This is a genomic window from Streptomyces sp. NPDC005393 (assembly GCF_040606675.1).
Classification (GTDB): Bacteria; Actinomycetota; Actinomycetes; order Streptomycetales; family Streptomycetaceae; genus Streptomyces.
Window position 1 is genome coordinate 1 of the sequence record NZ_JBEXFG010000022.1, and the last position, 14,545, is coordinate 14,545.

Below are 14,545 nucleotides of genomic sequence, written 5' to 3' on the forward strand. Positions count from 1 at the left end.
CTGCAGCGTCGCACCGATATCCGCCGTCACCGTCGTCGTCATGGACTGCACGGAGATCGGAGCATCCCCGCCGACCGCCACCGACCCGACCTGGATCTTCCGGCTGACCCTGCGCTCGGCGAGCTTGGTCGGGACGGACGGCATTCCTAGCGAAATCGCAGTCATCTGGTTCGTAACCCCAAGAAGGTGTATGAGTGGCCGGAGATCAGCGGGCTCCGGTCTCCGAGATTACGGCACGGGCCCAGGGCCGAGCACACCCAGTCCCGAAGTCCACCCAAAGGTGAACTTCGGGATATCTCGCGTCATCAGGAGATTCTCACGGGGTTCACGACGTCCGCCACGAGGACGAGAAGCGTGAAGCAAATGAAGATTCCCGCGATCACATAGGCGACCGGCATCATCTTGGCCACATCGAACGGTCCGGGGTCGGGCCGCCGGACCAGCCGCGACGCCTGCCGCCGCAGGGACTCCCACAGCGCGCCCGCGATATGTCCGCCGTCCAGCGGAAGCAGCGGCAGCATGTTGAACAGGAACAGCGAGAGGTTGAACCCGGCGACGAGGAAGAGCATCGTCGCGATCCGCTGCGAGGGCGGAATGTCGAGGTTGGCGACCTCGCCGCCGACCCGCGCCGCGCCGACGACGCCCATCGGGGAGTCCGCCTTGCGCGGGGCGTCACCGAAGGCCGCGTTCCACAGATCGGGGATCTTGGAGGGCAGGGCGACCAGGGAGTCGATGCCGTCCTCGACCATGTTGCCCATGCGGTCCACGGACTGGCCGAAGGACTGCTGGACCACGCCGTTTGCCGGGGTGAAGCCGAGGAAGCCGGCGCTCACGTACTGGCCCTCGACATAGCCGCCGTTCCCGTCGGACTTGGCGACCTGGTTCTCTATGAGGGTGGCCTGCAGGGTCTTGCGCGCGCCGTGCCGCTCGACGGTGATCGTGGCGGGGCCGGTGGTCTTGCGGATGTCCTGCTGGAGGGTGCCCCAGTCGGGGGTGGGGTGGCCGTTGAAGGCGACGATCTTGTCGCGGGGCTGGAGCCCGGCGGCCTTGGCCGGCGAGTCCTTGGCGCCCTTGGGGCACTTGTCGGTGGAGGAAGAGGCCGGGACCACGCATTTGGAGACCGTGCCGACGCTGGTGGTCTGGGTGTTGACGCCGAAGCTCATCATCACCCCGACGAAGATCACCACAGCGAGGACCAGATTCATGAACGGCCCGGCGAACATCACGATCACGCGCTTCCACGGCTTGCGCGTGTAGAAGAGGCGGGTATCGTCACCGGGCTGCAGCTCCTCGAAGGCGGCCGACCGGGCGTCCTCGATCATGCCGCGCCAGGGTGAGGTGGAGCGTGCGGTGATCTTGCCGTCATCGCCGGGCGGGAACATCCCGATCATGCGGATGTATCCGCCGAGCGGGACCGCCTTGATGCCGTACTCGGTGTCCCCCTTCTTGCGCGAGAAGATCGTCGGGCCGAAGCCGACCATGTACTGGGGCACGCGGATGCCGAAGAGCTTGGCCGTCGAGAGATGGCCGAGCTCGTGCCAGGCGATCGAGAAGAGCAGGCCGACGGCGAATACGACTATGCCGAGAACCGTCATCAGTGTCGTCATGCGCGAGCCTCCGGGGTCGCCGTCGCCGCTCGGGCGGCCAGTTCGGTTGCGCGGGCGCGGGCCCACGTCTCGGCTTCGAGGACGTCCGCGACGGTGAGCCGGGTTCCCGCGGTGGGGGTGCCGTGCTCGGCCACCACCTCCGCGACCGTATCGACGATTCCGTTGAAAGGCAGCTTCCGGTCAAGGAAGGCATCCACGCACTCCTCGTTCGCCGCGTTGAAGACGGCCGGTGCGGTGCCGCCCAGCTCTCCGACGTGGCGGGCGAGGCCGATCGAGGGGAACGCCTCATGGTCCAGCGGGAAGAACTCCCAGGTGTGGGCCTTGGCCCAGTCGCAGCCGGGCGCGGCGTCCGGCACTCGCTCGGGCCAGCCGAGGCCGAGCGAGATGGCCATCCGCATATCGGGCGGGCTCGCCTGGGCGAGCGTCGAGCCATCGGTGAATTCAACCATCGAGTGGATATACGACTGAGGGTGGACGACGACCTCAATCCGATCGAAGGGAATGTCGTACAGCAGATGGGCCTCGATGACCTCCAGGCCCTTGTTGACGAGGGTCGCGGAGTTGATCGTGATCACCGGGCCCATGGCCCAGGTGGGGTGGGCCAGCGCCTGCTCCGGGGTGACCGTGGCCAGCTCCCGCTTCGTCCGCCCGCGGAACGGGCCGCCGGAGGCGGTGACGACCAGCCGGCGCACCTCCTCCCGCGACCCGCCGAGCAGCGCCTGGAAGAGGGCCGAGTGCTCGGAGTCGACGGGCACGATCTGCCCGGGCTTGGCGAGGGCCTTCACCAGCGGGCCGCCGACGATCAATGATTCCTTGTTGGCCAGCGCCAGCACCCGGCCCGCCTCCAGGGCGGCCAGGGTCGGCGCGAGGCCGATGGAGCCGGTGATGCCGTTGAGCACGGTGTGGCACTGGGAGCGGGCCAGCTCGGTGGCCGCGTCGGGGCCCGCCAGGATCTCGGGCAACGGCTCGCCGGCGCCGTAGTGCGCGGTCAGGGCCTCGCGCACCTCGGGCACCGCCTCCTGCCGGGCGACCGCGACCCTGGGCACCCGCAGCCGGTGGGCCTGCTCGGCCAGCAGTCCGGCCCGCCCGCCGGCGGCGGACAGGCCGGTCACCCGGAAGCGGTCGGGGTTGCGCAGCACCACATCGATGGCCTGGGTGCCGATCGATCCGGTGGAGCCCAGGATCACGATGTCGCGCACGCCTCCGGCGGCGGCACTCGCCGCCGGAAAGCGCAGATGCGGGTCAGCCAGGGATTCCGTCATCCCCCCATTGTGGCCGGTAGGGGTGGCGGCTCGGGGACACGCCCCGGGATCGGGTGAGCGAGGATTCAGCGAATCGGGCGGTGGACGTTGTCCTTGGCCGACGGGCCGGGGGTGCCGTCGGCGATCCAGGGGCCGTCGCCGCTGGGGTCGAGAACGCCCTCTTCCAGCCACTCGTACGAGCCGGAGAGCACCCCGGAGACGACCTTGCGGTCGATCTCGTCGGTGTTGGTCCACAGCCGCCCGAAGAGCTCATCGGCGCGGATCCGGGCCTGCCGGCAGAAAGCGTCGGCCAGCTGGTAGGCCTCGATGCCGTGGTCGCCGCGGGCGCGCAGCATCTCGGCCCGTACGCAGGCGGCGCTCATCGCGAACAGCTCCGCGCCGATATCGACGATCCGGCTGAGGAAGCCCTGTTTGGTCTCCATCCGGGCCTGCCAGCGGGACATGGCGTAGAACGTGGAGCGGGCGAGCTTGCGCGCCGAGCGCTCCACATAGCGCAGATGGGACGAGAGGTCGCGGTGGCCCTCCGGGTGGAACTCGGCGTAGGAGCGGGGCAGTTGACCGGGCCCGGCGACCAGGCCCGGCAGCCAGCGGGCGTAGAAGCCGCCGGCCTTGGCGGCCGCCTTGCCCTTGTCCGCCAGGGACTTGTCGGGGTCGATCAGATCGCCGGCCACCGACAGATGCGCGTCGACGGCCTCGCGGGCGATCAGCAGATGCATGATCTCGGTCGAGCCCTCGAAGATCCGGTTGATCCGCAGATCGCGCAGCATCTGCTCGGCGGGGACGGCCCGTTCGCCGCGGGCGGCGAGCGAGGCGGCGGTCTCGTAGCCGCGGCCGCCGCGGATCTGGACCAGTTCGTCGGCCATCAGCCAGGCCATCTCGCTGCCGTAGAGCTTGGCGAGCGCCGCCTCGATCCGGATGTCGTTGCGGTCCTCGTCGGCCATCTGGGAGGCGAGGTCGATGACCGCCTCCAGCGCGAAGGTGGTGGCCGCGATGAAGGAGATCTTGGCGCCGACGGCCTCGTGGCGGGCGATCGGCTTGCCCCACTGCTCACGGTGGGCGGACCATTCGCGGGCGATCTTCAGACACCACTTGCCGGCGCCCGCGCACATCGCGGGCAGTGAGAGCCGGCCCGTGTTGAGCGTGGTCAGCGCGATCTTGAGCCCGGCGCCCTCGGGGCCGATCCGGTTGACGGCGGGGACGCGGACCCGGTGGAAGCGGGTCACCCCGTTCTCCAGACCACGCAGCCCCATGAAGGCGTTGCGGTGCTCGACGGTGACGCCCTCGGAGACCGTCTCGACGACGAAGGCGGTGATCCCGCCCTTGTGCCCCTCGGAGCGGGGCACCCGGGCCATGACGACGAGGAGGTCGGCGACCACGCCGTTGGTCGTCCACAGCTTGACGCCGTCGAGGATGTAGTCGTCGCCGTCGGGGACCGCGGTGGTGGCGAGGCGGGCCGGGTCGGAGCCCACGTCCGGCTCGGTGAGCAGGAAGGCCGAGATGTCGGTGCGGGCGCAGCGCGGCAGGAAGAGGTCCTTCTGTTCCCGAGTGCCGAAGAGCTTGAGCGGCTGCGGTACGCCGATGGACTGGTGGGCCGAGAGCAGCGCGCCGATGGCCGGGCTGATGGAGCCCGCCAGGGCGAGGGCCTTGTTGTAGTAGACCTGGGTCAGGCCCAGGCCCCCGTACTTGGTGTCGATCTTCATACCGAGCGCGCCGAGCTCCTTGAGGCCGTTGATGGTCTCGTCGGGTATCCGGGCCTCGCGCTCGATGCGGGCGGCGTCGACCCGCGTCTCGCAGAAGTCACGGAGCTTGGCGAGGAACGCCTCGCCGCGGCGCACATCGTCCGGCGCGGGGGCGGGGTGCGGATGGATCAGATCGAGTCGGAAGCGGCCGAGGAACAGCTCCTTGGCGAAGCTCGGCTTGTGCCATACCTGTTCCCGGGCGGCCTCGGCGACCTGGCGCGCTTCACGCTCGGACACCGGCCTGACGGATGATGCGGTCATCGGTGCTCCCTTGCCGCAAATGACGATCTCGTGACATTACCGGCACGTACCGCTGCCAGTGTGCATCCGGTTCGGTGCGACGGCAAAGCGGGGCGCAACCCGGTCTCGGGAGTTTGCCCGGAATCCTCGTTGTAGCGCTTCGACACTCCTTTGGACAGCTCTTCGCGACGGGTTTACGGTCGTTCCGCGTGGCCAGCCAGGAGCCGTTGGCCCACTGTGGAAGCGCTTCACCGCCTTTCTTTTTCGGACGGAATCCCCCCGCATGGTCGCCCTCGCCGAGGTCGCCCGCCACGCCGGAGTCTCCGCCAGCACGGTGAGCTATGTCCTCAGCGGCAAGCGCTCGATCTCGGCTCCCACCCGCGAGCGCGTCGAGCGCAGCATCAAGGAGCTGGGCTACCACCCGAACGCCGGAGCCCGCGCCCTCGCCAGCAGCCGCTCCACATCATCGCGCTGATGGTGCCGCTGCGGACCGACATCTATGTGCCCGTGATGATGGCGATCGCCATCTCGGTCGCCACCACCGCCCGCTCCCACGGCTATGACGTGCTGCTGCTCACCGGCGAGGAGGGGCCGGCGGCGGTGCGCCGGGTCACCGGCAGCGGTGCGCCGGGTCACCGGCAGCGGTGCGCCGGGTCACCGGCAGCGGGCTGGCCGACGCCATGATCCTGCATCCTGATGGATGTCGAGCTGGAGGACGAGCGGCTGCCGCTGCTGCACGCGGCCCGCCACCCCACCGTGCTGATCGGGCTGCCCTCCGACACCGTCGGACTGACCTGCGTCAATCTGGACTTCACCGCCACCGGCGCGCTGTGCGCCGACCATCTGGCCTCGCTCGGCGCCACCGCGAGATCGCCGTCGTGGGCGAGGCCGCGGCCGTCCACGAGCGCCACAGCGGATTCGCCGAGCAGACGCTGGACGGCCTGCGCGAACGCGCCCGTGAGCTGGGGCTGCGGCTACTGCACCGCCCGTGCGAGGGCAGTTACGAGTCCATGGACGGCGCCCTCTCCCGGATCTTCGACGAGCGCCCCCGCACCACCGGCTTCGTCGTCCAGAACGAGGCCGCCATCGACCCGCCGCTCAGCCTGTCGCGCCGGCAGGGGAGCGCGGTTCCCGAGGATGTCTCGGTGGTCGCGATCTGCCCCGACCAGGTGGCCACCTGGCGTCGGTGCGGCTCACCTCCGCCGCCATCCCGGCGCAGGAGATGGGGCGGCGCGCCGTCGAGCTGGTGGTGGCCAAGCTGGGCGGGAACGCCCCCGAGGAGCAGGTGGCCCTCCTGGCGCCGGAGCTGACCGTACGGGCCGGCTCGGGCCCGGCGCCCGCCACCGGCTGACCCTGGGCGACCGTCGTCACTTCTCCGGTTGAGGGTCCGGGGAACCCGGGACGGGCCGCCCGGCGCGGTGGGGCTGCTCGTGGTCCGGCCGGGTGCCGCGGGACGGGACGCGGCTCGCCCGAGTGCGGGTCTCGTCTCGCCTGGGGTGCTTGGAGCATCGGGCGGGGTGGGGGGCCGGTCCACGCCGTCGCCGGATGACGGTCCGGTGGGAGTGCGGGTGGTGCGGCCGAGCGCGTCGGGCGGTGCGCGGCTCCCCCGGTGCGGGCCTTCGTCTCGCGGCTGCGGTACCCCCTCTGAAAAAACGCTTGATCTGGCGCAACTACTTTGTCAAGCAATTTCGCAGGGTTACCCCACCGGCGCCGCCGGTACCGGCCGCAGCCCCACCGGCCCGTCACCCGGCGATGGCCCGCCAGTGGCCCCCACCCCACCCGATGCTCCAAACACCCCAGGCGGGACGAAGCCCGCAGACGGCAGAGCCGCAACCACCCGGCCACGCTCGACCGCACAACCCGACCGCACCTCAACCAAGACGGACGCGAGCCCCACCCGGCAGCGAGGGGAACATAGGCTCGATTCATATCCCCGGTGCGGTGGTGCCTGCCAGACTTGATCTGGGGAGAATCACACGCTCTGGGGGGTGCCACGCATGGCGGGACGTTGGCCTTTTCGTCTTTCTCGCCGTCATCGGGACGGCTCCCCGGACGACGCCGCCCAAAGCGATTCGGCTGGGCTGGACGATCCGCGGGCGCTCGCCGCTATGGGGCTCCGGTTGGCTGAGCGCGGGGATGTCGCCGGGGCGCGGCAGTGGTTGCGGAGGGCGGCTCGTACGGAGGATGCGGAGGTGTTGTTCGCCGTCGCGGGGGCGCATCATCAGTTGCTGGGGGACAGCGGGTTGGCGCAGTCTCTCTATGAGCGGGCGGCGGAGCACGGTTCCACGGACGCCATGAACAACCTGGGGGTGCTGCTCAAGCAGCAGGGGCGGCTCGATGAAGCCGAGCGGTGGCTGCGGAGGGCGGCGGCGACCGGTGACCCCGACGCGGCGAACAACCTGGCGCGCACCCTCCATGAGCGCGGTGAGCTCGAGGAGGCGGTGGTCTGGTTCGAGCGGGCGTTCCTGGTCGGGGACGATCCGGACGTGCTGGGCAACCTCACCATGACGCTTCTCACCCTGGGGCGTGAGGACGAGGCCCGGCGGCTGCTGGAGGCCGCCGGGGAGCGGGGGGATCCGTTGGCCGCGGGGCTTGCCTCGGCCCTCGTCGACCGGGCCGACGAGCCGCGCGAGCGCCCACCGACGGCCCCCGAGCCGGATCCGGCCGACGCTCTTGCCGAGGACACCGCGGGCCCCGGGCCCGCCGTCACCATCGATCCCACCGACCCGCTCGCCTCCGCCGACGGACTGCGCCTGGCCTATGCCCGCTCCGGCGACCCCCAACTGCTGGAGCTGGCGCTGGACATGTGCCGGCTCGCGGTCCAGACATACCGTGCGTACGCCAACCCCGCCCGCCATGCCCTCGCCCTCTCCACCCTCGGCGTCCTGCTGCGCATGCGCCATGAGCGCGACCGCTCGCCCGAGCCGCTGGCCGAGGCCGTGGAGGTGGGGCGGGCGGCGGTCGCGGCGTCCTCGCGCGAGGATCCGGAGTACGCCCGTCATCTGTCGGGGCTCGCCAACTCCCTTCAGGAGATGTTCGAGCAGACGGGCGATCTCGCCGTGATCGACGAGGCCATCGCGCTCTACCGCACCTGTCTGTCCGTCGTCCCGGCCGCCCACCCCGAACACACGAGTGTGCAGACCGACTTCGGCAACTGCCTGCTGTGCCGGGCCCGGCACAGTCCGGACCCCGCGGTTCTCGACGAGGCGATACTGGCCGGGCGGGCGGCCGTGCGTGGCACCCCGCCCGGCCACCCTCGTCACCCCGTCGTGCTCACCAACCTCGGCGCCGCGCTGCTGCAGTACGCGATCACAACCGTCAATCTGGCCGCTCTGGACGAGGCCATCGAGACCTACGAGCGGGCGCTGGAGGCGTTCCCGTCCGGGCATCCGGCGTGCGCGCAGGTCCGGGAGGCGCTGGACACGTGCGCACGGGCCCGCAGGGCCGTGCACAGGGAGCGCGGCACCACCCCGCGGCCCGGGGGCGCGCGGCGCGGGGCGCCCGCCGGGGCGGCGGCGGAGCTGCGGGAGGCGGCCGCCCGCCACGCCGCGTACGAGCGCACCGGAAGCTTGCCCGACCTGGAGCGGGCCGTCGCCGGCTTCGAGTCCGTAATGCGGTCCGCCACCGACGCCGAGCCGCGCAGCGCCGCCGCGAACGGGCTCGGCATCTCCATGTGGTCGCGCTACGAGCGCGGCAGCGACCGGCGCGATCTGGACCGGGCGATCGATCTGTTCGCAGACGCGCTGGCGATGGGCCCGCAAGAGGACCCGGAGGCGCCCGCGATGAGGGCGAACCTGTCCGGCGTTCTCCGGCTGCGCTGGCTGCTCACCGGCGACGGTGACGACCTTACGGCCGCCGTCGAGCTCTCGCGCGCCGTGCTGGCGGCGACCCGGCCGGACGATCCGCGCCGGTCATGGCGGCTGTCCGGGCTGGGCGGCGGGCTGCTGGGGCTGTTCTTGCACCACCGGGACTCCTCGGCGCTCGCCGAGGCGGTCCAGATCTACCGTCAGGCCCTGGCCGCCGTGGTGCCCGGGGACGCCGGGACCCGGGCCAAGGCCCGTTCCAACCTGGGTGAGGCGCTGCGGCAGCAGGCCGGGCTCGAGGGCGCGGGGGCGGAGGAGGCGCTGGACGAGGCGGTCGAGCTGGCGCGCGCGGCGCTCGCCGCCATGCCCGCCGACCGGCTGCTGCACCCCCGCTTCGAGTCGAATCTGAGCATCGCCCTGCACCAGCGGTTCACGGCCCGCGCCGACCCGGACGACCTGCGGGAGGCGGCCGCCGCCGCCCGCCGCGCGGTCGCCGCCACCCCCGCCGACCACCCCAACAGGGCGGAGCGGCTGAGCATCCTGGCGCAGGTGCTGCAGCTGGACTTCGAGCGGCGCCGGGACGCGTCCGCGCTGGACGTGCTGATCGTCGCCGCCGAAGCGGCGGCCGACGCGGCGCCGCCCGGCCACCGGTTGCGCGCCCAGGCGCTGACGCTGCACGCGCACGCGCTGGGTGTACGGGCCGTCGTCGAGCACGAGCCCGCGGCGCTGGCGGCGGCCCAGGCCGTCCACCGCGAGCTGGCGCACGATCCGACCGCCGCCGTGAGCGCGCGGGTCCGGGCCGCCCAGCGGTGGGCGTTCACGGCGCTCACGGCGGGCGACTGGCCCCGCGCGCTGGAGCCGTTCGCGCTCGCCGTGGAGCTGCTGCCGCGCACCGCGCCGCGCCGTATCGGCCAGGCGGACCGCGAGCGCCAGCTGGCCGGCTTCGCCGGACTCGCCTCGGACGCCGCGGCCTGCGCGATCCGGCTCGGCGACCCGGAGCGCGCGCTGCGGCTGCTGGAGCAGGGCCGCGGGGTGCTGCTCGCCCAGGCGCTGGACGCCCGTACGGCACTGGCCGGGCTGCGGGAACACCACCCCGGTCTCGCGCACCGCTTCGAGGAGCTGCGCGCGGCCCTCGACCGCCCCGAGGAGTCGGTCTTCAGCTCCGCCGGGACCGTCGCGGGCCGCCCGGACGCGACGGCGGGCAGCCTGCGGGGCGAGGACCGGCACGCGCTCGCGGAGGAGTGGGAGCGGCTGACGCTGCGGATCCGGCAGCAGCCCGGCTTCGAGTGGTTCCTGCACCCGCCCGAGGTCGCGGAGCTGCTGGCGGCCACCGGCGGAGCGGGCCCCGTGGTGATCGTGAACGTGAGCCGGCTGCGCTGCGACGCGCTCGTCCTCACCGACCGCGAGGTGCGGGCCGTTCCGCTGCCCGCGCTGCACCACGACGAGGTGGTGCAGCGCGCGGACGCCTTCTTCCCGGCGGTGCGTACGGCCGGGGACGGCGAGGGCGCGATGGCGGACCGGTTCACCGCGCAGGGGCAGGTCCGCGAGACCCTGGAGTGGTTGTGGACGGCGCTGGCCGAGCCGGTGCTGGACGCGCTCGGCCTCACCGGCAGAAGGGCCAAGGGCGGCCCCAGGGCCGGTCCCAAAGGCGCGAAGGACGCCGCCCTGCCACGGCTGTGGTGGATCCCGACCGGCCCGCTGACCGCCCTGCCACTGCACGCGGCCGGGCGCCATGACGCGGCGGGCCGCCCCGCCGACTCCGTACTGGACCGGGTGGTCTCCTCGTACGCCCCGACCGTCCGCGGTCTCGCGCGCGCCGCCCGGCGCGGCGCCGGCGACCGGGCCCCCGGGCCCGTCGAACCGCTGGTGGTGGCCCTCCCGGTCACGCCCGGGGCCCCCGAGCTGTCAGGGGCCCGGCAGGAGGCCGCCGCGGTGACCGGCCGACTGCCCGACACCCGGGTGCTGACGGGCGAGCGCGCCCGCCGGGATGTCGTCCTCGACATGCTGCCCCGCCACCGCTGGGCGCACTTCGCCTGCCATGCGGTCAGCGCGGTCGGCGATCTGTCGTCCAGCCATGTGCTGCTGTACGACCACCGGAAACGGCCGCTGGCCGTCGCGGACATCGCCCGTCTCGACCTCGGCGGCGCGGAGCTGGCGTATCTGTCTGCGTGCGAGACGACGCGCGCCCGGCAGGAGCCGGCCGACGAGGCGGTGCATCTGACCGGGGCGTTCCATATCGCCGGGTACGCCCATGTCATCGGCACCCTGTGGACCGTCGACGACGAGGCGGCGGCGCGGATCGCGGAGGACTTCTACGCGGCTCTCACCGCTTCCGGGGCCGCGGGCGCCCAGGGCGCGGCCCGCGCACTGCACGGAGCGGTGCGCGGGCTGCGCGATACGTACCCGATGGCGCCCACCCTGTGGGCCACGCATATCCACGTGGGCGCCTGAGCGCTTGCTTTAGAGGTCCAGCCCGGTGAGGACCATGACCCGCTCGTAGGTGTAGTCCTCCATCGCGTAGCGCACGCCCTCGCGGCCGACGCCGGACTGCTTGGCGCCGCCGTACGGCATCTGGTCGGCGCGGTAGGAGGGCACATCGCCGACGATCACGCCGCCGACCTCCAGCGCGCGGTGGGCGCGGAAGGCGGTCTGCACATCGTGGGTGAAGACGCCTGCCTGGAGGCCGTACTTGGAGTCGTTGACCGCCGCGAACGCCTCGTCCTCGCCCGTCACCTTGCGGAGGGTGAGCACCGGGCCGAAGACCTCCTCGCAGGCGAGCGTGGTGTCCGCCGGCACGTCCGCGAGCACCGTCGGGGCGTAGCTCGCGCCCTCGCGCTTGCCACCCGTCAGCAGCTTCGCACCGGCCTGGACGGCCTCGTCCACCCAGGACTCGACGCGCTTCGCCGCGTCCTCGCTGATCAGCGGGCCGACATCGGTCTTGTCGTCGGTCGGGTCGCCGGTGACCTGCGCCTCGACGGCCGCGACGATCTTCGACACGAGCTGCTCGTAGACGGACGCGTCCGCGATCACCCGCTGCACGGAGATACAGGACTGGCCGGCCTGGTAGTTGGAGAAGGTGCCGATGCGGGTGGCCGCCCAGTCGAGGTCGGCGTCGGAGGAGTAGTCCGGCAGGACGACCGCCGCACCGTTGCCGCCCAGCTCCAGCGTGCAGTGCTTGAGCGGCACCGACTCCTTGATCGCGTAGCCGACCTTTTCGGAGCCGGTGAAGGAGATGACCGGCAGCCGCTCGTCCTGGACCAGCGCGGGCATCCGGTCGTTCGGCACCGGCAGGATGCTCCACGAGCCCGCCGGGAGGTCCGTCTCGGCCAGCAGCTCGCCGAGGATCAGCGAGGAGAGCGGGGTCGCGGGCGCCGGCTTGAGGATGATCGGCGTGCCGACCGCGAGGGCCGGGGCGACCTTGTGAGCGCTCAGGTTCAGCGGGAAGTTGAACGGCGCGATGCCGAGGACGGTGCCGCGCGGGAAGCGGCGGGTCAGCGCGAGCCGCCCCACGCCTCCGGCATCGGTGTCCAGCCGCTGGGCCTCCCCGCCGTTGAACCGGCGGGCCTCCTCGGCCGCGAACCGGAACACGGACACGGCCCGGCCCACCTCGCCGCGCGCCCACTTAATGGGCTTGCCGTTCTCGCCCGAGATCAGCCGGGCGATCTCCTCGGTGCGCTCGGCGAGCCGGCGCGACACATGGTCGAGGGCGTTGGCCCGCACATATGCGGGGATCGCGGCGAGCTCCTCCCGCACGGCCTCGGCCGCGGCCACGGCCTCCTCGATCTGCGCGTCGGTGGGAACGCTCACCGCGCCGACGCGACGGCCGTCCCAGGGGGACGTGACCTCAAGCGTGCTCTCGCCCGTCGCCTCACGGCCGGCGAGCCAGAACGCGTGGGTGACAGCTTCGTTTGTGTCTGGCACAGCGGATCCCGACCCTTCTGAAGTGGTGTCTCTCCCCCCACGGTAGACGCGTCCGGCCCACCCGGCGTTTGTCCGAGGCGTAGCAGTCGACGGCGGATGCGCTCCGCTATGGCGTGGGGGCGAGTTGTGGGGCCGCCGGGCTCTGTCGTCGCCTCAGGCGGAGGTGCCCGGTCCGGTGGTCTTCAGTGCCAGCCACAGCTCCATGCGGACGTCCGGGTCGTCCAGGGAGCGGCCCAGGATCTCCTCGACCCGGCGCATCCGGTAGCGGAGGGTGTGGCGGTGGACGCCGAGGTCGGCGGCGGCCGCGTCCCATTGGCCGTGGCGGGAGAGCCAGGCGCGGAGCGAGGCGACCAGATCGCCGCGGCCCGTGGCGTCGTGTTCGTGCAGGGCGCGCAGCATGCCGTCGGCGAACGCCCTTACGGCGTCATCGGCGAGAAGCGGGAGGACCGAGCCCGCCGCCACCTGTTCGTGCTCGACGAGCACCCGGCCGCGGCGCCGCGCCACCGACAGCGCCTGCTCCGCCTGGCGGTAGGCGCCCCCGGCGGCGATGGGGCCGGCCGGGGCGGACAGTCCGATGACGAGGTCGTCACCCTGGTGCGCGGCGGCGCCGCGGTCGCGGGGGCGGGCCGCCGTACCGCGGCGGCTCTCGACCCCCTCGGCGTACTCGGCACACGCCGAGACCGCCGCCCCGCCGTCAGGGGCCAGCACGATGAGCCGCTCGCCGTCCGGGACGACGAGCACCGACTCGCCGGTGCGGGCCGCGGCCGACTCCATCGCGTCGGCGAGGGCGGCGAGGGGGGCGGTCCCGTCCGGCTCGCCCGCCCCCCTACCGGCGTCCGCGGGGTGCTCCGCCGGGGCCGCGTCCGCGGCGGCGGGCGCCGGGTGCTGCTGCTGGGCCGCGCCGCCGGGCGCCGCCTCGGCGACCAGCATCCGGAACGGGGCGTCGAGCAGCCCGCCGTACAGCCGCCCGGCGACCGCCCGCGCGTGATCCGGCTCGCCCGCCAGCAGCATCCGCAGTACGGCCGCGCCGAGCCGCTGCTCGGCCTCCTGGAGGGAGCGGGAACGCTCGGTGGTCAGGGTCAGCAGCGCCACCGCCGAATTCACGGCATAGCGCTCGGCGGTGCCCAGCGGCGCGCCCGTACCGACCGCGAGGACGCCGCGCGTACGGCGCCCGGTGCCCAGGGACTGGAGCTCGACCCGGTCCGCGGCGGCCGTGTCCTCGGCCGCGTCTCCGTCGCTTCCGCCGACCACGACGCTCGCGGGGGCGGGCCGGGCGCGCAGCCGCTCCACGTCGGCGGTGAGCCGGGCGGCGCGGCGGGCCGCCCAGTCGGGGGCGGCGGCGACCACGGAGCCGGAAACGTCGTAAAGCGCCGCCCAGCCGTCGAGGTGGACGGCGAGCCGGGCGAGCAGCGCGGCGGGCCCCTCGGCGCCGATGGCGGCGCGGGTCAGCTCGCGCTGCGCCTCGAAACCGGCGGTCACGGCCCGGTACTGATCGGCGGCTATCGCCGCGGAGACGGCCTTGCTGATCGCGATGAAGGGGGTGCGGCGCGGCACCCCGAGCAGCGGCAGCCCCTCCTCCTTGGCCGCCGCGACGAGCGCGGTCGGCACCTCGTCGTACTTGACGCCGATCGCGAAGCCGAGCCCGACGACGCCCGCGCCGGCCAGCCGCCGCACATAGCGGCTCATCTCGTCCGGGTCCTCGGCATTGAGCTGCATCGCCGTGATGAGGAGCAGTTCGCCGCCCTCCATATAGGGCACGGGGTCGGCGAGCTCGCTGACGTGTGCCCAGCGCACGGGCGTCTCCAGCCGGTCCTCGCCCGCGAGAACGGACAGCTTGAGCGCGGTGTGGTGGACGAGTGAGGCGAGCGTGGGAGGCATGGCACCTTCGATGCGAAATGCGACGACTTCACCGCCCCGTATGAACGGCTACTGCCGATTCTGCCTCAATGGACGAATCCGCGGATCGGCGCCGG

7 protein-coding genes and 1 pseudogene are annotated in these 14,545 nt (G+C 72.8%); 2 read left to right on the forward strand and 6 right to left on the reverse strand.

Annotation, left to right across the window (positions count from 1 at the left end):
* The 4 genes from ABZS71_RS19360 to ABZS71_RS19375 form a co-directional block, all read right to left on the reverse strand.
* The coding region (locus ABZS71_RS19360) for a flavodoxin-dependent (E)-4-hydroxy-3-methylbut-2-enyl-diphosphate synthase (RefSeq protein WP_356211781.1) at window positions 1–165 on the reverse strand (165 nt) is incomplete at its 3' end.
* A 140-nt stretch (window positions 166–305) separates the two neighbouring features.
* Window positions 306–1,607, reverse strand: a complete 1,302-nt coding sequence (locus tag ABZS71_RS19365; RefSeq protein ID WP_355846491.1) for a site-2 protease family protein — start codon at window positions 1,605–1,607, stop codon at window positions 306–308.
* Window positions 1,604–2,869, reverse strand: coding sequence for a 1-deoxy-D-xylulose-5-phosphate reductoisomerase (gene dxr / locus ABZS71_RS19370; RefSeq protein ID WP_355846488.1), 1,266 nt, complete (start codon window positions 2,867–2,869; stop codon window positions 1,604–1,606). The genes ABZS71_RS19365 and dxr overlap by 4 nt, the downstream gene beginning before the upstream one ends.
* 65 nt (window positions 2,870–2,934) lie before the next feature.
* Window positions 2,935–4,869: an acyl-CoA dehydrogenase family protein gene (locus ABZS71_RS19375; protein WP_355846485.1), complete on the reverse strand. Its 1,935-nt coding sequence runs from the start codon at window positions 4,867–4,869 to the stop codon at window positions 2,935–2,937.
* Between the two features lie 262 nt (window positions 4,870–5,131).
* Here ABZS71_RS19375 and ABZS71_RS19380 point away from each other — a divergent pair.
* Both ABZS71_RS19380 and ABZS71_RS19385 read left to right on the forward strand, forming a co-directional pair.
* Window positions 5,132–6,199 (forward strand): annotated as a pseudogene (locus ABZS71_RS19380) (LacI family DNA-binding transcriptional regulator).
* 841 nt (window positions 6,200–7,040) lie between these two features.
* Complete coding sequence (locus ABZS71_RS19385) at window positions 7,041–11,102, forward strand: CHAT domain-containing protein (protein WP_356211639.1); 4,062 nt, start codon at window positions 7,041–7,043, stop codon at window positions 11,100–11,102.
* Between the two features lie 9 nt (window positions 11,103–11,111).
* On the opposite strand, the gene ABZS71_RS19390 is transcribed toward ABZS71_RS19385, so the two are convergent.
* Window positions 11,112–12,572: an aldehyde dehydrogenase family protein gene (locus tag ABZS71_RS19390; protein WP_355846479.1), complete on the reverse strand. Its 1,461-nt coding sequence runs from the start codon at window positions 12,570–12,572 to the stop codon at window positions 11,112–11,114.
* Window positions 12,573–12,725: 153 nt separating this feature from the next.
* Complete coding sequence (locus tag ABZS71_RS19395; protein ID WP_356211641.1) at window positions 12,726–14,450, reverse strand: PucR family transcriptional regulator; 1,725 nt, start codon at window positions 14,448–14,450, stop codon at window positions 12,726–12,728.
* Window positions 14,451–14,545 lie beyond the last annotated feature (95 nt).

Bases quoted from the DNA above. Each gene is read 5' to 3' on its own strand.
- ABZS71_RS19365 (WP_355846491.1), bottom strand. From the start codon at position 1,607: ATGACGACACTGATGACGGTTCTCGGCATAGTCGTATTCGCCGTCGGC.
- dxr (WP_355846488.1), bottom strand. From the start codon at position 2,869: ATGACGGAATCCCTGGCTGACCCGCATCTGCGCTTTCCGGCGGCGAGT.
- ABZS71_RS19375 (WP_355846485.1), bottom strand. From the start codon at position 4,869: ATGACCGCATCATCCGTCAGGCCGGTGTCCGAGCGTGAAGCGCGCCAG.
- ABZS71_RS19395 (WP_356211641.1), bottom strand. From the start codon at position 14,450: ATGCCTCCCACGCTCGCCTCACTCGTCCACCACACCGCGCTCAAGCTG.